Genomic DNA, 17,985 nt, shown 5'->3' with positions numbered 1-17,985 from the left:
ATGGCCACGAAGTCCGGCACCCCCTCCACCGCGGCTGGCCGCCGTACGGTCCTGCGCGGTGAGGGCATGACCCGCACATACCACGGGCGCACCGTGCTGCACGGGGTGGACCTGACCGTCCCGCACGGTCAGACGGTGGCCGTCCTCGGCCCCTCGGGCGCCGGCAAGTCGACCATGCTGCGCTGTCTGGCCGGTCTCGAACCTCTCCAGGAGGGGACGGTCGCCTTCCAGGGCGAACTCCTCTCCAAGGCGGGCACCGCACCCCGCTCGGCGGGCGGCCGGATCGGCATGGTGTTCCAGCAGTTCAATCTCTTCCCGCACCTGACGGCGGCACAGAACGTCTCGCTCGCCCCCCGAAGGGCCCGCGGTGCGTCGCGGGCACGGTCTGACGAACGGGCCCGCGAACTGCTCGTGCGGGTGGGACTGTCCGAGCACTGCGACCACTATCCCTACGAGTTGTCCGGCGGCCAGCAGCAGCGCGTGGCGATCGCCCGGTCGCTGGCCATGGACCCGGAACTGATGCTGTTCGACGAACCGACCTCGGCCCTCGACCCGGAGTTCACCCGCGAGGTGCTCGCCGTCATGCGGGACCTGGCCGCCAGCGGTATGACCATCGTGGTCGTCACGCACGAGATGGACTTCGCCCGGCGAGGCGCCGACCGCGTGGTGTTCATGGCCGACGGCCGGATCGTGGAGGACGGCCCGGCGGCCGAGGTCCTGACCGCGCCGCGGCAGGACCGCACCCGTCGCTTCCTCGACCAGATGCTCGGTGAGTGAGGACATGGCGACGACAACTCCCGGCGACGGCAATGGCAATGGCAACGGCAACGGCAATGGCACCGGACACAAGGGCGGCAGCCCGGCCGTCGCCCCCATCCCGTGGAACCTGCGCAAGACGGACTGGGCCTACCAGCAATTGCGCGAGTGGATACTCAACGGCCGCCTCGCCCCCGGCCAGCGCCTGAGTCAGGAAGGGCTCGCCGGCGAACTGGGCATCAGCCGCGGCCCGTTGCGTGACGCCCTGTCCCGGCTGGCCACCGAGCACCTGGTCGTCGACCGGCCCCACCAGAAGTGGATCGTCGCGGAGGTGTCGCTCGCCGACGCACGCGACGTGTACAACGGCCGCGCGGCCCTGGAGGGCATGCTCGCGGCAGCCGCCGCCCAGGCCACGGAAGAGGATCGCCTGGCGCGCTGCGCGGACCTCGACAACCTGATGAACGAGCAGGCCGAGGCCGCCGACCAGGCCGACACGGCGTACCTGCGCCGACTCGACCGCGCCTTCCACGACACCGTCTACGCTCTCGCCGCCATGCCGGCGTCCCTGAGCGCGCTGAACCACCTGCGGGCACGCAGCGACCGTTACATCGCGCTCTACCTGTCCGACGCGAGTCGCGCGCACGCCTCCATCGAGGAACACACCAGCATCCTCGCCGCCTTGAGGAGCGGCGACGCCGAACGCGCCTCGCTACTGACCCGCGATCACGTCCTCGGCGGTCTGACCGCGCTGGCGGGCGGCATCAGCCGACGGCAGCCCGCGGGAGCCGCAGCCGGCACCCCGGAATCCGAGGGCGACCTGCCTCGCCGGGCCGTCGGCTCCAGGCGCCTGAGTGCGCAGGACACCGGGACACCGGCCGTACCGCTCAAGCCGGAGTTGTCGTAGCGCGCCCGAGTCCGTGCCCGCGTCCGGTTCTGCGTCCGCGTCCGGTTCCGGCGGGTGCCCCGCCCGTCCACCACCCCGTGTACGTCCCGACCGCGCCTCCTCCTCCCCATTTCACCCCCACACGAGTAAGGAAACACCGACCGTGCACCAGCTCCCCGAGGCCCTCAAGCGCCTGTCCATGCCCGAACTGACCGGCCAGATCGGCCAGTCCCTGCGGGACGCCGAACGCGAACTGGAGAACGCGCCCGGCCCGGCCGACCCCCTGGACGCCACCTACGCCGACACCCACCGCTTCCCCCCGCCGCAGTGGGCACTGCCCACCTTCGCCGAGGCCGCCGGCGGCAACGGCATGACCTACACCCCCTACCGCGGTGACCGCGGGGTGCGCGCGGCGGTCGCGGAGAACGTCTCCACCGTGCTCGGCATACCGGCCACCGGCCCCGCCGACGTGATCCTCACCCCCGGCACCCAGGGCGCGCTGTTCACCGCGCTGGCATCGATCCTCTCGCCCGGCGACCTGGTGCTGCTGCCCGACCCCGACTACCTGTCGACCGAGCGGATGCTGCGCTATTTCGGCGCCGAGGTGCGCCGCATCCCGATGGTCTGGCCGCACGAGGGCGACGCGGGTCGCGGTGCCCGGCCCTCCCTGGACCTGGAGGAGCTGGAGCGCGCCGCCGCGCTGAAGCCGCGGCTGATGGTCTTCTCCCACCCGAACAATCCGACCGGCGCCGTCTACGACGAGGCGACGATCGAGGCGATAGCGGACGCCGCGCGCCGGCACGACTTCACCGTCATCGCCGACGAGCTGTACTGCCGTCTGGTCTTCGAGGGCGAGGAGTTCTTCCACCTGGCCGCCCGGGAGGGCATGGCGGAGCGGACCGTGACCCTGCTCGGCCCGTCGAAGACCGAGTCGCTGTCCGGATACCGGCTCGGGGTGGCCGTCGCGCCCACCGCGCTGGTCGACGCGATGGAGGACGTCCAGTCGTGCACCGCGCTGCGGGCGCCCTCCTACGCCCAGCACCTGCTGGGCCGGTGGATCGCCGACGACCAGGACTTCCTGGCGAAGCGGCTGGTGGAGTACCAGGCACTGCGCGACGCCACCGTGAAGAAGATCAACGCCTCCTCGGTGATGCGGGTCAACGCCAGCTACGGCACCGCCTACCTCTTCCCCGAGGTGTTGACGGGTGCTTCCGACCAGGCCGTGGCACTGGCGCTGAAGGAGCACGCCGGGGTGGTCGTCAACCCGGGCTACCAGTTCGGTCCGGCGGGTAGCGGCCGTATGCGGCTGTGCTTCGCGCAGGACGAGACCGTCTGGGACGCCGCCCTGGACCGGATCATCGACGTCGTCGCCTCGGTGAAGCCGGAATGACGGGCGGCGGGCGGGCTGCCGGGCGGCTGCACGCAGAGGTGGACCGGCCGACGGGAACCGGCCGGGACGTGGAGCCGCCGGGGTCCACGTCCCGGGACGCGGGCCTGGCGGCGCTCGGTGTCCGCGACGCGGACCAGCCGGTCTTCAGGGTCCGCGACGCGGACCTGCCGGCCCTCAGGGTCCGGGAGGCGTCGTACGGCGTGGTGGCCCTGCCGCTGCGGCGCCGGCTGCGGCACACCACCGCGGACACGGGGGAACTCGTGCAGGTGGTGCTGCGGCTGGTGCTGGCCGACGGACAGGCCGGCTGGGCCGAGACCCGCGGCAACGGCGCTTACGCCACCCACCACACCACCGACTCCATCGTGGCCGCACTGGCCGGCCTGCCCGCCGTGACCGACCCGGTCTGGAACGACCCGGCCGCGCTCGCCGCGTCCGTGGCGCGCCACTGTCCGCCCGCCGCCATGCTCCTGGACGTGGCGTACCGCGACGCGACCGCCCGGGTCCGGGGAGTCCCGCTGGCCGAAGCGCTGCGGGCCGAGTACGGCGACGTCCTGACAGCGCTCGTACCGGGTTCCCCGGGGCGACCTGGCGCTACAGCGGCGCCGAGCGCTACGGCTACACGGGGCGCCACGGCTGCGCCGGGCGGGGCAGCCGTGCCCGGCGAGAACGGCATTCCGACCACGCTGCCGACGCACGCCGCGATCCCCTTCGGCACTCCCAAGGAGGCGGCCGAACTGACCGCTTCCGCCGCCGTCTCCGGCTTCCGGCGGGTCAAGATCCGCGTCGGCGGCGACCCCTTCCTGGACTCGGCGCGCATCGCCGCGGCGCGCACCGCGGCGGACCGGGTGTCGGGTGCTGGCGCGGTGGTCCTGGCGGCCGACGCCAACGGCGGCTGGGACCCGGACACCGCGCTCGCCGCCACCCCCTGGCTCGCCCGGTACGGCGTGGCCTGGCTGGAACAGCCCACCCGGCCGGGCGACCTGCCGGCGATGGCCCGGGTACGGGCCGAGTCACCCGTCCCGGTCTGGGCCGACGAGGACGTGCGCGACGCGGCGGACGTGCACACCGTCGCCGACCTGGCCGCGGCGGACGGGGTCCACCTCAAGCTGGAGAAGGCCGGTACGGTCGCCGCGCTGGCCGAGGCCGTGGCCGCCGCCCGCGAGCGCGGACTCGACGTCGCTCTCGGCCAGATGGACTGCGGACGTCTGGGCTGCGCGACCACCGCCCACCTGGCGGCGGGACTCGGACTGACCGTCGCCGAACTGTGGGGCTACGCCAACGTCGCCCACGACCTGGCCACCGGCCTGCGGCTGCGCGACGGGGCGATCCTGCTGCCCGACGCACCCGGACTGGGCGTGGACGTCCTCCTCGACGCAGCGCACCTCGTCCCGGTCGGACTGCCCGGCGTCCCCAACGGTGCCCCCAACGGCGCCGTACTCGCCGCTCCCGTACCCATACCCGTACCCGCATCCCTGCCCTGACCCCGATCGACCGACGGGGACGGCGGTCCGCCTGCCGGGCCGCCGCCCGCCCCGTACGACGCAAGGACCAACGACGATGTCCTCTCCCACCCTCCCGTCCGCCGTCACGGGCCCCGACGGCTCCACCACCTCCGACGTCCTCGCCCTGCTCACCGCCCTGGTCGCCTGCGACTCCACCACCCCCACCGGCGAGGAGGAGAGCACCGCGGCACTCCTCGCCGCGCACCTCTCCGCCGCGGGTTTCTCGGTGGACACCGAACAACTGGCTCCCGGCCGGGTGAACCTCACCGCGAGGCGGGTCCTGGGCACAGGCGGCCCCTCGGTGATGCTCAACTCGCACCTGGACGTGGTCCCCGCGGGCGGCGGCTGGAGCAGTCCCCCCTTCGAGCCCACCCTGCGTGACGGACGGCTGTACGGGCGTGGCAGCGCCGACGCCAAGGGACCGCTGGCCGCGATGGCGTGCGCCGCGGCCGAGTTGGCCCGCGCCGCCGACTCCGGGCTCGCCGAGGTGAACGGCGAGATCGTCTTCTCCGCCGTCTCCCAGGAGGAGGGCGACTCCATGGGCGCCCGCCATCTGGTGTCCGAACTCGCGCGGCAGGGACGCCTCCCCGACGCGGTGATCGTCGGGGAGCCGACCGGGATGCGCCTGCTGACCGCCCACAAGGGCTCGGTCCGGCCGGTCGTCGAGGTCACCGGCGTCGCCGCGCACGCCGCCACCCCGCACGCCGGGGTGAACGCCATCACCGGCGCCGCCGCCCTGATCACCCTCCTGGAGGAGTACGCCGCCTCGCTGGCCGGCCCCGGTCACCCGCTGCTCGGCGCGCCCACCTGCACCCCGGTCCTCGTCTCGGGAGGTGAGGCCCCCAACGCGGTCCCCGAGCACTGCCGGATCACCCTCGACCGGCGGCTGCTGCCGGGAGAGACGCAGGAGTCGGTACTGGCGGAGGTGGACGCAGTGTTGGACAGGTTCAACAAGGGCGGTCACGGCGCCACCGCGGCCGTCGCGGAGTGCGCGCCCAGCACCGGCGGTCCCTCCGAGACACCGCCCGACCACCCGTTCGTCCTGCTCTGCCGCCGGGCGCTGGCCGAGGCGGGCGCCGACGACAGCCTGGCCGGGCTCACCGTCAACTGCGACATGACGCACTTCCGCGCCGCCGGGGTGCCCGCGCTGGTCTGCGGGCCGGGACGGCTGGAGGTCATGCACGCCGTAGACGAGCATGTCGTCGTCACCGAACTCGACGAGTCCGTCGGCCTGTACCGCGCGATCCTCGCGGAGGCTCTGGGCGGGCAGGGCCCGGCATGGGCCTGAGCATCGCCCTCGGCCAGGCCCGGTCCGTTCCCGGCGACCTCGACGCCAACCTGGCCACCGCGGTGCGGCTGGTGCGCGAGGCCGCCGCCGGGGGAGCCCGGCTGCTCGCCCTGCCGGAACTGTTCACCTGCGGGTACGACCCCGAGGCCGTCGCCCGGCGCGGTCCCGCCCTGACCCTGACGCCCCCTAGTCCGGGCACCGCCCCCGCCGATGACTCACCGCTCGCCCCACTGGCACGTGCGGCGGCCGAGGCCGGGGTCTGGGTCGTGCTCGGCGCGGCACTGGCCGCGCGGTCCGGATCCGATGGACGGGTCCCGCGGCCGTGGAACGCCGTCCTGGTCGTCGACCCCGCCGGCGTGGTGGCCGGACACTACGCCAAGGCCCACCTGTGGGGTCCGGAACGGGACGTCTTCTCCCCGGGAACCGACCTGGTCACCATCGAGGACAGCGGTGTGTCGGTCGGCCTCGGCATCTGCTACGACGCGGGATTCCCCGAGTTCACCCGCGCCCACCGGCGGGCCGGCGCCCACGCGATGCTGTACTGCTCCGCGTTCGCCGAGGGCGCCACCGAATACCGCTACGACGTGTACCACCCGGCCCGCGCGGTGGAGAACGGCGTCTACACCCTGGTCTCCAACGCCGTCGGCGACATCGCCGGAGAGCACTACTTCGGCCGCAGCGCCGCGTGGTCCCCCACCGGACGCCCCCTCACGGCCCTCGGCCATCAGGAGGGCGTGCGCATCGTGACCGTCGACCCGGACGAGACGGCCCGTGCCCGCCGGGAACTGCCCTACCTCCCGGACCTGCGTGCCGACCTGCTGAAGGTCACGCCGACGTCAGTGCCCGTCACCCGCCTGCGACCCTCCACCCCGTCCCTGACCCCCGACCCCCGGACCTCTGATCGCGCAGACCTCTGATCCCCGTACCTGATCCCTGATCCCTGACCCCCGACTCCGGACCGACAGGAGCCCCACATGACACCCGTCTTCCCCGCCGACGAGTACGACCGGAGGCTGGCCGCGCTGCGTGCCACGCTGAAGGCGCAGGAACTGGACGCCGTTGTCGTCCACACCCCCGAGAACATCTGCTACCTGTCCGGGCACGCCACGCCCGGCTACTACACCTACCAGTGCCTCATCGTCACCGCCGGAGGCGACGCGGCCGTGCTGACCCGGCAGACCGAGACGGTCAACGCCCGCGCGACCACCCACGTGGAACGCATCGTGGGCTTCGCGGACAGCGCCGACCCGGTGCAGGCCACCGCGGACCTGCTGGCCGAACTGGCTCCCGGCGCCACCGCGGTCGGCCTGGAGACCCGTTCGTGGTTCCTCCCGCCGGAGTCGTACGGCCGCCTGAGCGGTCTGCTGGAATCCGCGGGAGCACGGGTACGGCCCATCGACGCAGCGCTGGCCGCCGCCCGGCTGGTCAAGTCGCCCGCCGAGATCGAGCAGATCAGGGCCGCCGCCCGGAGCACCAACGCGGGGATGCTCGCCGCCGCCGAGGCCGCCGTGCCCGGGGTGAGCGAACGGACCGTCGCCGCGGCGGCCTTCCAAGGCATGATCGCCAGTGGCTCCGAGTACTTCGGCATGGAGCCCTTCGTCGCGTCCGGTCCCCGGGCCGGCACCATCCACGCGAGCTGGTCGGACCGGGTGATCGGCGAGAACGAGCCGGTCCTGCTGGAGATGTCCGCGACCGTGGGCCGGTACAACGCGCCGCTGATGCACACGGTGTGGACCGGGGAACTGACGGGTGAGGCCGCCGAGATGGCCGTCGCCTGCGCCGCCGCGCGGGACGCGGCGCTGGCCCACGTGGTGCCGGGCGGCTCGCCCGCCGAGGCGCACGCGGCGTGCAGGGCCGCCATCGCCGAAGCCGGTCTCGCCCACACCTACCGCAAGCGCAGCGGCTACTCCGTGGGTATCGGGTTCGCGCCCGACTGGGGCGAGGGACACCTGCTCTCCCTCGGCGAGACGGAGGAGAAGCGGTTCGCCCCCGACATGGTGGTGCACGTGGTGCCCACCCTGCGCATCGAGGGCATGGCGGGCATCGGCCTGTCCGCCACCGTCCTCATCACCGAGGACGGGCACGAGGTACTGACCTCCTGCCCGGTGGGACCGGGCCGGTGAGCGCCTCCGGCATCCCCGCCGTACCGGACACCTCCGGCATCCCCGCCGTACCGGACGCGCCCGTACCCCAGGGGCAGTACACCAGCGCCCGGATCGCCGGGGGACTGGTGTTCACCGCCGGCATGACGCCACGGGCGGGCGGGACCATGGCCGCGAGCGGCGTCCTCGGGGCGGGGCTCACCGTCCCGGACGCACGACCACTGGCCGAGCTGGCTGCGCGCCGTGCCGTGGAAGCCGGACGGCAGGCCGCCGAGGCGGCCGGGCTCCGGCTGGAGTCCGCCGTGTCGATGACGGTCTGGGTGGCGGCCACGGCGGAGTTCTCCGACCACAGCCGGGTCGCCGACGGTGCCAGCACCGCCGTACTGGAGGAGCTGGGCGATCCGGCGCCCGCCCGCGCGGCGATCGGTGTGAGCGGCCTGCCGTCCGGCGCACCGGTGGAGGTGGCTCTCGTTCTCACCACCGCCACCGCCACCGCCACCGCCACCGCCACCGTGGACCAGTGAACGGGGCCGCCCCAGTGGGTGACGACGGCTCCACGGCGTTCGTCGTCCTGTCGGGTTTCGGGCCGGTGGGACAGGCCTACGCCCGCCGGCTCACCGAGGCCCGCCTCGACGGTGCACGGCTCCGGCTCGCGGCGGTACGCACCAGTACGGCGCAGTGGACGGCATCGACCGACGAGCTGACGGTGCCGCCGCACCCGCAGCGTGGTCCGCTGGCTCCGCTCGGGCAGACGCTGGAGCGGACCGGGGCCGCGATCCTCGTACAGGCGCTGCCCTCCACCCCGGAGGTACGCGACCTGGCCGCTGCCGAGGCCGTCACGGCCCTGCGCGCCGGTGTGCATGTGGTCACGGCGGCCAAGGCGCACCTGCTGAGCGCCTGGCGGGAACTGGAGGCGGCGGCGCACACGGGCGGCGCGCTGATCCGCCTCTCGGCCGCGACGGGCGCCGCCCTGCCAGCGGGCGACCTGGCCCGCTTCGGGGTCCGGGGATTCGGCTGCCGCTCGGTGCGGGCCTGCCTCAACGGCACGTCCACCTTCGTACTGGACCGGATGGCCGGGGGAGGATCGCTGGCCGACGCGCTGACCGAGGCACGGCGCCTGGGCATCGCCGAGGGCGACCCGTCGGCCGACCTCGCCGGGCGGGACGCGGCCACCAAGGCCGCCCTGCTGGCCGCGCTGCTGTGGGGCTGGGACGCCTCGGCCGTACGGTGGCGCACCGAGCCCATAGGGGAGGCGGCGGCCGGGGCGGCGCGTGCGGCGGCGGCTCGCGGACGGCGGTTGCGCGCCGTCGCCTCCGCGGCGGCGGACACACCGCACGAGGTACGGGTCCTGCTGGAGGAGACCGCGCCCGGTGACCCGATGCACGCGCTGATCGGACCTGAGAAGGCCGTGACCTTCGAGTGCCCGGAGACAGGTGACGTGACGGTGAGCGGAGGCCGTTCCAGTCCGCTGGGCGCCGCGCTCGCCATGCTGAAGGACAGCCTCGACGTCGTGGCCGACGGGCGGCGCGGGTTCCGCTGACGAACGCGTGCAGTTGTCTCGGTCCCCTGGTTTTCACAGGCGTTACCGGGGTCGAAGGCCGTCGAGGAGGATGTCCAGGAGGCGATCGGCTGTGACCTCGGGACCCGACTGCTGCGCGACGGTGAAGATCCCGATCAGGCTGGCTGCGATCTCCTCGGCGGTGACGTCCGGCCGCAGGTCTCCGGCGGTGCGGCCTGCGTCGAGGATCGTGGAGATCGCGTTCAGGAGCTGGTCCCTGGTTCGGGCGTGGCCGACGGCGCCGGACTCGACGAGGGCCAGCAGCGTGTCGAGCATGCCGTTCTTCGTCGCGATCCAGTTGCCGAAGAGGTCCATCCAGCGGCGCATCGCCACGGCAGGGGTCTCGGAGGCGAGCAGGTCCCGGGCGCCGTTGGTGAGGCGGACGACCTGGTCGCTGTAGACGGCCTCCACGAGGGACTCGCGCGTCGGGAAGTGGCGGTAGAGCGTCGCGATGCCGACTCCCGCCTCGCGGGCGATGGCGCGCATGGACGTCTCGGCGTCGGGTGAGGCGAGCACGCGTGTGGCGACCTCAAGCAGCTGATCGCGGTTGCGGGCGGCGTCGGACCGTCTCGTCCGCGGCTTCGAATTCGTCAAACGGAACACGCTCCGGTTACGCTGGTTTCCATAAACGGAGCATAGTCCGTTTGGGCTGGCTCCAGGCACGCGAGGAAACGGGTACGAGATGCGGCAACACAGCGACGCACGCCGGGACGACGGGAGCAGGGCCGTCCTGCTGGACTCCTTCGGCGGGCCCGAGGTCCTGGCCCTCAAGGACGTGTCCGAACCCCGGGCGGGCGACGGGCAGATCCGCGTCCGTGTGACCGCGGCCGGACTGAACCCGATGGACTGGATCATGACCGCCGACGCCGGGACCGCGGCACGATTCGGCCTGAGCCTGCCCTGCGGGTTCGGCACCGACTACGCCGGAGTCGTCGACCAGGTCGGTGCGGGCGCGAGCGGCTACGCGGTCGGTGACCGCGTGTTCGGGGCGGCCCTGTCCCGGGCGGTCGCCGACCACGTCGTCCTCGACGCGGACGGGAACATCGCCAGCGGCATCGCCCACCACACCCCGGACGGCGTCGACGACCGCACGGCCGCCACGCTGGCCATCGCGGGCAGCACCGCGTCCGCCGCCCTCGACGTCCTCGACCTCGGTCCCGGCGACACCTTGCTGATCGGCGGCGCGGGCGGCGGCGTCGGCGTGTTCGCGGTCCAGCTGGCCCGGATCGCGGGCGCCCGCGTTATCGGGACCGGCTCGCCGTCGTCGGCGCAGTACCTGCGAGGCCTCGGCGCCGAACCGGTCGCGTACGGGGAGGGCCTGACCGACAGGGTGCGCGACCTCGCCGCGGGCACCGTCACCGCGGCCCTGGACCTGCACGGCACGGACACGGTGCACGTCGCGCGCGAGCTGGGGGTCCCGGATGACCGCATCTGCACGATCGCGGGCCAGGTCGACGGCGTTCCCGCTGCCAACGGCGCCAACGCCGCGCCCGACGCCCTTGCGAACATCGCGAGCCTTGTCGCGGCGGGCCGCCTGCACGTGCCGATCGCGGCGACCTACCCCGTCGAGGACATCCGCGCGGCCGTCGAACTCCAGGCGGCCCGACACGTCCACGGCAAGGTGGTTATCGATCTCTAGTCCCAGTGCTCGGACTCGATCGGGATCGGAATCGCCGGGGAGCGGTGGGCAGGTGAACACTGCGGCGGCGCCGTTGCACAGGTCCAGGTCCTGGCTTCCACCGGAGAAGATGATGCGCACCGACCTATGATGCGATCCCTGCCCTCCACCTGCTCGGAGAAGACGTATGAGGGACGAGAGCACCGGCAAAGTGGTCGTGAACAGGGTGATGTCCCTGGACGGGTTCATCGCCGGTCCTGGCCACACGATGGACTGGATCTTCGAGCACATGACGTCGGCGACGTTCCCGGAGGTCATGGCGGCCACGGGCGCGATGCTCATCGGCCGGGGCACGTACGAGGTCGGCAAACGCATGTCGGAGGAGAACACCGGTTACGACGGCGGGGCGCAGTTCGTGCTCACCCACCGCCCGCCCGACGAGCCGGACCCCGACGTCACCTTCCTCACCGGCGACATCGGGGAGGCCGTGGCCGTGGCACGCCGGGCCGCCGGCGACAAGAACCTGGAGATCCTCGGCGCCGACGTGGCCGCACAGTGCCTGCGGCGCGGCCTCGTCGACGAGATCCTCGTGTACGTGCTGCCGGTACTGCTCGGCGACGGCGTCCGCTTCGCACCCCCGGGCCTCGACCGGATCGACCTGGAGCCGTTCAGCAACGTCCAGTCGGGCGGGGTCACGATGCTGCGCTTCCATGTGCGCAGGTAACGGCCGCGACTCACGGGTTCGTACATGGTTGGCGGTCGGGCCCACACCGATGTGGCGCACCCGGCGTGTGCGTGCCGGCAGTGTCAGGCGTTGAGCCGCTCCTCCAGACGGACGGTCACGGTGTCCCCTGCCTCTTTGCCGATCTCTTTGCGTACGGCCGCCTTGACCGGCAGCTTGTGTGTGCCGTCCCCCAGGGCCATGAACGAACTTCGGAACGGATGGCCGTCGATCGTGCCCCGGACCTTCACCAGGCCGCGGGTGCCGAAGAACTCGGCCGACTCGGGCCACACGACATAGGTCCAGCCGCCGACTTCGGGGCTTTTCTGCAGGGTCGCAGTGAACTGCTTATCCATCACGTATACCGCCTGTTCAGGAGCTTTCGATGAGTACGAGGTGAATTACGAGGTGATTGGCGTCCGGGTTTCGCACAGTGAACATGGGCGGCCTTGCGGCCTGATGCACCCCGCCCGCATGGCCTCCGCATCCGCAACGGCGCCGTGTGCGCACGGGGTCGTGCCGTTCATCCCGTGCCTCCACTGCCTCGTTGTTCACCAGGTAGGACCGAGGCAGGCGGGGAAACTCATCGCCGGCACGCATGTGAGCTTCAGTGCCTCGCGCCGCCAATTCGTCAGGGGGGCAGGTCCCGCGTGGCTGTCGTACGTCGAGGGCATCGACGCGGCGGTCCCGGCCGGACGCCGGCTTGCCTCCGCGGTCGGCGACCTCTGTCAGGCCGTGTCACCGGTTCGACTCTTCTCGGCACGCAGGGCTGCCGCGTCGGTCCGTCACGAGCCGGTCCGTGCACCGATCCCGTGGCCGAGGAGGCTCTCGGCGGTCTCCGCGATGGTGTCCTCGATGGGGCGCGCCCGCCACCCGAGAAGCTTCTCCGCCTTGCTGCTCGTGGCGTCGAGATCCCGGCCGAGCTGGTGCCTGAGCAGACGCAGCTCCGGGTTCACGGCGCCCAGCGCGCGTGCGAGCCACACGGGAAGTTCCCGGGTCGGGGCCTGCGCGGCGCGCTCGCCCAGGCGGTCGCGCAGGATGCGCGCGATGTCGACGACGCGCAGGCTGTGCCCGGCGACCGCGAGGAAGCGCTCGCCGGCGGCCGCCGGATCGGTCATCGCGCGCACATGCAGATCCGCGACGTCGCGCACATCGACGAAGCCCATCCCGAAGGGCGGGCACGCGGGGACCCGGCCTTCGAGCATCCTGCGCACCAGGCGCAGGGACGGCGGGTCGTCCGGGCCGAGGAGCGGTCCGAGGACCCCCACCGGATGGATCGCCGCCAGTTCCATGCCGGCGCCCTCGTCGGCGACGAACTGCCAGGCAGCGCGCTCGGCGAGGGTCTTGGACCGCTGGTAGGGCGGAATGTCGCCGTCGACGTTCGTCCAGTCCTCCTCGGTGAACGGAGTCGTACGCCGGGGGTGCCCGATGCCGATGGCGCCGAAAGCGCTCGTCAGGACGACCCGGCGCACGCGGGCGTCGCGGGCGGCGCGCAGCACCCGCAGGACGCCTTCGCGCGCCGGGATCACCAGCTCGTCATCGTTCGCAGGCGCACGGCGCAGGGTCGGCGAGGCGACGTGGAGAACGAAGTCGCAGTCGGCGACGGCGTCGTCCCAGCCGTCGGGGCGTCCGAGGTCGGCGCGCACGACCGTGAGCCGGTCGTCGTCGAAGGGCGCTGCCGCGTGGAGCCAGGAGCGCAGTTCCGGCTCCCGTCGCAGGTCGCGGACCGTGGTGCGCACGGTGTGTCCGGCGTCGAGCAGGGCCAGGACGCACCAGCTCCCGACGAATCCCGTTCCTCCGGTGACCAGTACCTGTGTCATCTTCTTCTCCTCAGCTCATGAGCCGCATGTCAGGGGGCGGGGATGCATGGCGCGGTTCATGCGAGAGCCATGCCGGGAACGCGCCGGCGGATGGCTTCCATCTCGGCCTCGTCGGAGACGCCCTGCCAGTCGTGCCGGGGGGTGTACGGGGCTTCCAAGGCCCGCACTTCGTCGTCGGTGAGGTCGATGCCGAGGGAGGCCACCGCCTCGTCGATCTGCCGGATCGAGCCGGCGCCGACCAGGGGCGCGGTGACCACCGGCTGGTGGCGCAGCCAGGCCAGGGCGATCTGCGCCCGGCTGACACCGCGGGCGTGCGCGGTCCGCCCGACCGCGTCGACGATGGCGCGGTTGGATGCCTCCTCGGCCGGCGAGTAGAGCAGGTCCGCGTACGCTCCGTCCGCCTCGGAGCGCACCGTCGAGCGGGCGTCGTCCCACGGGCGGGCGAGGCGCCCGCGGGCCAGCGGCGACCAGACGACCGTGCCCACGCCCTCGTCCAGGCACAGCGGGATCATCTCCCGCTCCTCCTCACGGGCGAGCAGGTTGTAGTGGTCCTGCATCGACACGAACCTCGCCCAGCCGTGTCGCTTCTGCAGGTTCAGCGCCTTCGCGAACTCCCAGGTGTGCATGGACGAGGCGCCCAGGTAGCGGACCTTGCCGGCCTTCACCACGTCGTGGAGCGCTTCGAGCGTCTCCTCCCACGGGGTCGAGTGGTCGTTGCGGTGGATCTGGTAGAGGTCGATGTGGTCCGTGCCGAGGCGGCGCAGGGAGCGGTCGATCTCGGTCATGACGGCCTTGCGCGACAGGCCGCGGCCGTTGGGCCCGGGCCGCATCGGGTGGCGCAGCTTGGTGGCGATCACCACGGCGTCGCGTTCGGCGAAGTCCTTGAGCGCGCGGCCGAGGATCTCCTCGCTGGAGCCGTTGGAGTACATGTTCGCGGTGTCGAAGAAGTTGATCCCCGACTCCAGCGCGTGCCTGATGAGCGGGCGCGCCTCGTCCTCGTCCTTCGACCAGACGGGATGGCCCCGGTCGGGTTCGCCGTAGGTCATCGCACCGATCGCGATCGGGGACACGTCGAGGCCGGTCGTGCCCAGCTTGATGTAACGCATGGCGCTCCTTAGAGTATGCGGAGAGGTCTCCACATACGGTAGTGGAGAACTCTCCACTTAGTAAAGCGAGGTCCCGTGGTCCGCTCGGACGCCCGTGAGAACAGGGCACGCATCCTCACCGCCGCGCGCGAAGCGCTCGCGGCGGACGGCAGCACGTCGCTGAACCAGATCGCCCAGCGGGCGGGGGTCGGTCCGGGCACCCTGTACCGCAACTTCCCGACCCGTGAGGCACTGGTCCTGGCCGTCTACCAGGACGAGGTCGTACGCATCACCGGAACCGTGTCCGGCCTGCTGGAGCGGATGCCGCCGCTGGAAGCGCTCCGCCACTGGACGGTCGAACTGGTCGAGGGCATGCGCAGGAAGCACGGTCTGGGCGACGCTCTCGGCCCGGGCGCCCATCAGGCGATCAGCGAGCAGAGCTACGGCCCGGTCATCACCGCCATCACGGAACTCCTCGACGCCGGCAAGGCGGACGGGAGCATCCGCGCGGACGCCGATCCGCGCGACTTCCTCCAGCTCACCGGCGCACTGTGGCGCGCCGCGCCCGGCCCCGGGGATCGGGCGCCCCAGATGCTCGCGCTCATCCTCGACGGGCTGCGCACGCACCGGTAAGGGCCGCGCACGCCACTGCCGCGCAACGGGGGTATGCGCCGGCTGAGGCTGCCGTTCGGTGGCCCGTGTCCACGTGTCGGCGTCCTGCGCCGCAGGCCTCCAGGTCTTCCGCGTCCGGCCTGGCCGCCATGTCCGCCCCGCGCGCCCGTGCCTGCTGCGCCGTGGAGGCTGAGCGCTGCCGGGTGGTCGACCGGTGGCGAGTGCGGAGGTTGGCACGCACGGTCGTTCCGCGGACTCGGGCGCGCTGCATTCCGAAGCACTCATTAGGCGCGTATGCAGCGCGGGCCAGGAGCGCGGTCCGAGAGGTGGGTTCCCGTCCAGGGTGTGACCGCACGTGGTCGTGCGAGTCCGCCTGAAGATCCGTCACCGGCGACCGCTGCAAGGCGAGTTGAGCCCAGGACCACCTCCGGACCCGCCGCGGTGATCGCGCCGGGTCTGAAGCTGCCTCATTCCCGCTGCGCGTTTTGGCGCGAAGTGGGCGGGCGACGTCCGGAAAATCACTTCCCGCACAACCGTTGACTATGGACATCCCTGTACCTACGCTCTCGCTTGTCCATGGTTGTCCATACACAAAGTGGTGTGTCGATGAAGATCGCGGTAGTCGGAAGTTACGGGGCCGGCCTGACCATGCGGGTCCCCAGGGCGCCCTCCGCGGGGGAGACGGTGTCCGGTGGGGCCTTCGATCCCGGTCCCGGTGGCAAGGGCAGCAACCAGGCCGTCGCCGCCGCCCGGCTGGGTGCCGAGGTCGCGCTCCTCACGGCTGTCGGTGACGACGACTTCGGCCGCGCGGCACGGGAGTTGTGGCATGTGGAGGGAGTCGGCGCCGAGCACGTGGTGACCGCACTGGCACCCACCATGGTCGGGTTCATCCTCGTCGAGCCGTCCGGGGAGAACCGCATCGCCATCGCTCCCGGCGCCCTCGACGAGCTGGACACGGCGGCGGTGGAGCGCTTCCGCGCCGAGATCGCCGCCGCAGACATCCTGGTCGTCTCGATGGAGATCCCGGAGGAGGCCGTGGCCGCGGCCCTGCGGACCGGCCGCGAGACCGGCACCCGTACCCTCCTCAACCCGGCGCCGGCCCGGCCGCTGCCCGAGGAGTGCTGGCCACTGATCGACGTGATCACCCCGAACCAGACGGAGGCACCCGTCCTCCTCGGGCTCGACGAGGATCACGGACTCGACGACGAAGGCCTGGTCCGGGCCTTGCGGGAGCGCACGGGCGGGATCGCGGTGCTCACCCGGGGCGGCCAGGGAGCGCTCGTCGCCGAGGAGTCGGGCGTCACCTCCGTGCCGCCGCACCCGCCGACCGCCGTCGTCGACACCACCGGCGCGGGCGACTCCTTCACCGCCGCCCTGGCCGTCGCACTGGCCGAAGGGCTGCCCGCCGCGCGGGCGGCGGCGTTCGCCGCCGTGGCCGGCGCCCACACCGTCTCCGTCGCGGGAGTCATCCCCGCCCTTCCCACCAGAGACCAGCTCGACGCCCGGATCGGGAGAACCTCGTGACTCTGACCACCTCCACCTCACCCGCCCCGGCGGCGTCACCGGGCCCGAAGTCCACCCGGCAGGCCCCCTCGGCGCTGCGCAGACTCCTGCACGCACGCGAAGCCGGTGTGTTCGCCGCACTGATCCTGCTCTTCCTGCTGGGCACGGTGCTCTCCCCGACCTTCGCCCAGTCCGACAACCTGCTCTCCGTCGGACAGCAGATCGCGCAGATCGGCATCATGGCCGTCGGCGTGACCTTCGTGATCCTCAACGGCGAGATCGACCTCTCCGTCGGATCCACCTACGCGCTGTCCGCCATCTCCACCGGCATGCTCATCTCCGACGGCTGGAGCTGGCCGGCCGCGATGCTCGTCGGACTGGCCGTGGGCGTCCTGGCCGGGCTCGTCAACGGGCTGGCCGTCGTGGTCCTCGGAGTGCCCTCCTTCATCGTCACCCTGGGCACGCTCAGCGTCTTCCGAGGAATCGCCCTGCTCATCTCCGACGGCGCCCCGATCTCGCTGAGTTCGTCGCGGCCCGGTGTGGCCGAGTTCAATCTCCTGGGCCAGGGACGCCTGTTCGGCGTCGTACCGATGCAGTTCGTGTTCTTCGCCGCCGTCGCCGCCATCGGCGTGGTGCTGCTGGCCCGCTCCCGCTTCGGCTTCAACACCTATGCGGTGGGCGGCAACCAGGAGGCGGCGCGGCTGGTCGGCGTCAACGTCAAGCGGGTCAAGCTCACCGCGTTCGTCCTCTCCGGATTCACCGCGGGCCTCGCGGGCGTCCTCGGCCTGTCCTTCCTCTCCTACGTGCAGGGCGTGACCGGTCAGGGCCTGGAACTGACCGTCATCTCGGCCGTCATCATCGGCGGCGCCGCGCTCTTCGGCGGCTCGGGCACGATGTGGGGCACCGTCATCGGCGTCGCCTTCATCGGCCTGCTCCAGAACATCCTCAACATCAAGGGCATCTCGTCCTTCTGGCAGACCGTCGTCACGGGCCTCGTCATCGTCGCCGCCGTCGCGGCCGACACCTGGCAGCGCAAGCGCAAGAGCCGCGCCTGACCGTCACCGCCCCGCACCGGCACCGCCTCGCCCGACACCGGGCCCGGCACGACACTCCGCGCACCCCACGCCGCACCGCACCGCACGGGCAG

The 17,985-nt window shown here is 72.5% G+C and carries 18 protein-coding genes; 14 read left to right on the top strand and 4 right to left on the bottom strand.

The features are described from left to right. Nucleotides 1–66 precede the first annotated feature (66 nt). The 9 genes from J8N05_RS41225 to J8N05_RS41185 all read left to right on the top strand — a co-directional run bounded on the left by J8N05_RS41225 (nucleotide 67) and on the right by J8N05_RS41185 (nucleotide 9,461). On the top strand, nucleotides 67–777 hold the full coding sequence (locus J8N05_RS41225) for an amino acid ABC transporter ATP-binding protein (RefSeq protein ID WP_210894208.1): 711 nt from the start codon (nucleotides 67–69) through the stop codon (nucleotides 775–777). 4 nt (nucleotides 778–781) lie between these two features. Beyond that, on the top strand, nucleotides 782–1,660 hold the full coding sequence (locus J8N05_RS41220; protein ID WP_210892339.1) for a GntR family transcriptional regulator: 879 nt from the start codon (nucleotides 782–784) through the stop codon (nucleotides 1,658–1,660). Between the two features lie 142 nt (nucleotides 1,661–1,802). Further along, the gene (locus J8N05_RS41215; protein ID WP_210892337.1) at nucleotides 1,803–3,029 is read left to right on the top strand and encodes a pyridoxal phosphate-dependent aminotransferase; all 1,227 of its coding nucleotides are present in this window, start codon (nucleotides 1,803–1,805) and stop codon (nucleotides 3,027–3,029) included. Further along, nucleotides 3,026–4,510: a mandelate racemase/muconate lactonizing enzyme family protein gene (locus tag J8N05_RS41210; protein ID WP_210892335.1), complete on the top strand. Its 1,485-nt coding sequence runs from the start codon at nucleotides 3,026–3,028 to the stop codon at nucleotides 4,508–4,510. Before J8N05_RS41215 ends, J8N05_RS41210 begins: the two co-directional genes overlap by 4 nt. A 76-nt stretch (nucleotides 4,511–4,586) precedes the next feature. Continuing rightward, the gene (locus tag J8N05_RS41205; RefSeq protein ID WP_210892333.1) at nucleotides 4,587–5,819 is read left to right on the top strand and encodes a M20 family metallopeptidase; all 1,233 of its coding nucleotides are present in this window, start codon (nucleotides 4,587–4,589) and stop codon (nucleotides 5,817–5,819) included. Further along, nucleotides 5,810–6,736 carry a carbon-nitrogen hydrolase family protein gene (locus tag J8N05_RS41200; protein WP_210892331.1) on the top strand — a complete coding sequence of 309 codons (927 nt, stop codon included), beginning with the start codon at nucleotides 5,810–5,812 and terminating at the stop codon, nucleotides 6,734–6,736. The genes J8N05_RS41205 and J8N05_RS41200 overlap by 10 nt, the downstream gene beginning before the upstream one ends. Before the next feature lie 57 nt (nucleotides 6,737–6,793). Further along, complete coding sequence (locus J8N05_RS41195; RefSeq protein WP_210892329.1) at nucleotides 6,794–7,942, top strand: M24 family metallopeptidase; 1,149 nt, start codon at nucleotides 6,794–6,796, stop codon at nucleotides 7,940–7,942. Beyond that, the gene (locus tag J8N05_RS41190) at nucleotides 7,939–8,445 is read left to right on the top strand and encodes a RidA family protein (protein WP_210892327.1); all 507 of its coding nucleotides are present in this window, start codon (nucleotides 7,939–7,941) and stop codon (nucleotides 8,443–8,445) included. Before J8N05_RS41195 ends, J8N05_RS41190 begins: the two co-directional genes overlap by 4 nt. After that, the gene (locus J8N05_RS41185) at nucleotides 8,442–9,461 is read left to right on the top strand and encodes a homoserine dehydrogenase (RefSeq protein ID WP_210892325.1); all 1,020 of its coding nucleotides are present in this window, start codon (nucleotides 8,442–8,444) and stop codon (nucleotides 9,459–9,461) included. Before J8N05_RS41190 ends, J8N05_RS41185 begins: the two co-directional genes overlap by 4 nt. Nucleotides 9,462–9,503: 42 nt before the next feature. Here J8N05_RS41185 and J8N05_RS41180 read toward each other — a convergent pair whose 3' ends face one another. Next, the gene (locus tag J8N05_RS41180) at nucleotides 9,504–10,073 is read right to left on the bottom strand and encodes a TetR/AcrR family transcriptional regulator (protein WP_210892323.1); all 570 of its coding nucleotides are present in this window, start codon (nucleotides 10,071–10,073) and stop codon (nucleotides 9,504–9,506) included. Between the two features lie 88 nt (nucleotides 10,074–10,161). Between J8N05_RS41180 and J8N05_RS41175 the strand changes: the two genes are divergently transcribed. Further along, nucleotides 10,162–11,118, top strand: coding sequence for an NADP-dependent oxidoreductase (locus J8N05_RS41175; protein ID WP_210892321.1), 957 nt, complete (start codon nucleotides 10,162–10,164; stop codon nucleotides 11,116–11,118). Nucleotides 11,119–11,284: 166 nt separating this feature from the next. Beyond that, a complete protein-coding gene (locus J8N05_RS41170; RefSeq protein ID WP_210892319.1) occupies nucleotides 11,285–11,821 on the top strand; it encodes a dihydrofolate reductase family protein in 537 nt (178 codons plus the stop codon). 83 nt (nucleotides 11,822–11,904) lie between these two features. Here J8N05_RS41170 and J8N05_RS41165 read toward each other — a convergent pair whose 3' ends face one another. The 3 genes from J8N05_RS41165 to J8N05_RS41155 form a co-directional block, all read right to left on the bottom strand. Continuing rightward, complete coding sequence (locus J8N05_RS41165) at nucleotides 11,905–12,174, bottom strand: DUF1905 domain-containing protein (RefSeq protein WP_210892317.1); 270 nt, start codon at nucleotides 12,172–12,174, stop codon at nucleotides 11,905–11,907. 429 nt (nucleotides 12,175–12,603) lie between these two features. Then, entirely contained in the window at nucleotides 12,604–13,638 is a 1,035-nt protein-coding gene (locus tag J8N05_RS41160; RefSeq protein ID WP_210892316.1) for an NAD-dependent epimerase/dehydratase family protein, read from the bottom strand. 56 nt (nucleotides 13,639–13,694) lie between these two features. Continuing rightward, complete coding sequence (locus tag J8N05_RS41155; protein WP_210892314.1) at nucleotides 13,695–14,744, bottom strand: aldo/keto reductase; 1,050 nt, start codon at nucleotides 14,742–14,744, stop codon at nucleotides 13,695–13,697. Between the two features lie 75 nt (nucleotides 14,745–14,819). On the opposite strand from J8N05_RS41155, the gene J8N05_RS41150 reads away from it, so the two are divergent. From J8N05_RS41150 to J8N05_RS41140, 3 genes are all read left to right on the top strand, one after another. Next, entirely contained in the window at nucleotides 14,820–15,356 is a 537-nt protein-coding gene (locus tag J8N05_RS41150; protein WP_210892311.1) for a TetR/AcrR family transcriptional regulator, read from the top strand. 585 nt (nucleotides 15,357–15,941) lie between these two features. Further along, nucleotides 15,942–16,859 (top strand): ribokinase, encoded by a 918-nt coding sequence (locus J8N05_RS41145; protein ID WP_210892309.1) that lies wholly within the window; start codon nucleotides 15,942–15,944, stop codon nucleotides 16,857–16,859. Then, nucleotides 16,856–17,893 carry an ABC transporter permease gene (locus tag J8N05_RS41140; RefSeq protein WP_210892307.1) on the top strand — a complete coding sequence of 346 codons (1,038 nt, stop codon included), beginning with the start codon at nucleotides 16,856–16,858 and terminating at the stop codon, nucleotides 17,891–17,893. Before J8N05_RS41145 ends, J8N05_RS41140 begins: the two co-directional genes overlap by 4 nt. The last annotated feature ends 92 nt before the right edge of the window (nucleotides 17,894–17,985 follow it).

Origin of the sequence: Streptomyces liliiviolaceus, from assembly GCF_018070025.1 — a bacterium.
Taxonomy (GTDB): Bacteria; Actinomycetota; Actinomycetes; order Streptomycetales; family Streptomycetaceae; genus Streptomyces; species Streptomyces liliiviolaceus.
Note: the sequence above shows the minus strand (reverse complement) of the source record. Positions and strands in the feature narration are given on the sequence as shown.

Bases quoted from the DNA above. Each gene is read 5' to 3' on its own strand.
- J8N05_RS41225 (WP_210894208.1), top strand. From the start codon at position 67: ATGACCCGCACATACCACGGGCGCACCGTGCTGCACGGGGTGGACCTG.
- J8N05_RS41220 (WP_210892339.1), top strand. From the start codon at position 782: ATGGCGACGACAACTCCCGGCGACGGCAATGGCAATGGCAACGGCAAC.
- J8N05_RS41210 (WP_210892335.1), top strand. From the start codon at position 3,026: ATGACGGGCGGCGGGCGGGCTGCCGGGCGGCTGCACGCAGAGGTGGAC.
- J8N05_RS41205 (WP_210892333.1), top strand. From the start codon at position 4,587: ATGTCCTCTCCCACCCTCCCGTCCGCCGTCACGGGCCCCGACGGCTCC.
- J8N05_RS41200 (WP_210892331.1), top strand. From the start codon at position 5,810: ATGGGCCTGAGCATCGCCCTCGGCCAGGCCCGGTCCGTTCCCGGCGAC.
- J8N05_RS41195 (WP_210892329.1), top strand. From the start codon at position 6,794: ATGACACCCGTCTTCCCCGCCGACGAGTACGACCGGAGGCTGGCCGCG.
- J8N05_RS41175 (WP_210892321.1), top strand. From the start codon at position 10,162: ATGCGGCAACACAGCGACGCACGCCGGGACGACGGGAGCAGGGCCGTC.
- J8N05_RS41170 (WP_210892319.1), top strand. From the start codon at position 11,285: ATGAGGGACGAGAGCACCGGCAAAGTGGTCGTGAACAGGGTGATGTCC.
- J8N05_RS41165 (WP_210892317.1), bottom strand. From the start codon at position 12,174: ATGGATAAGCAGTTCACTGCGACCCTGCAGAAAAGCCCCGAAGTCGGC.
- J8N05_RS41160 (WP_210892316.1), bottom strand. From the start codon at position 13,638: ATGACACAGGTACTGGTCACCGGAGGAACGGGATTCGTCGGGAGCTGG.
- J8N05_RS41155 (WP_210892314.1), bottom strand. From the start codon at position 14,744: ATGCGTTACATCAAGCTGGGCACGACCGGCCTCGACGTGTCCCCGATC.
- J8N05_RS41145 (WP_210892309.1), top strand. From the start codon at position 15,942: ATGAAGATCGCGGTAGTCGGAAGTTACGGGGCCGGCCTGACCATGCGG.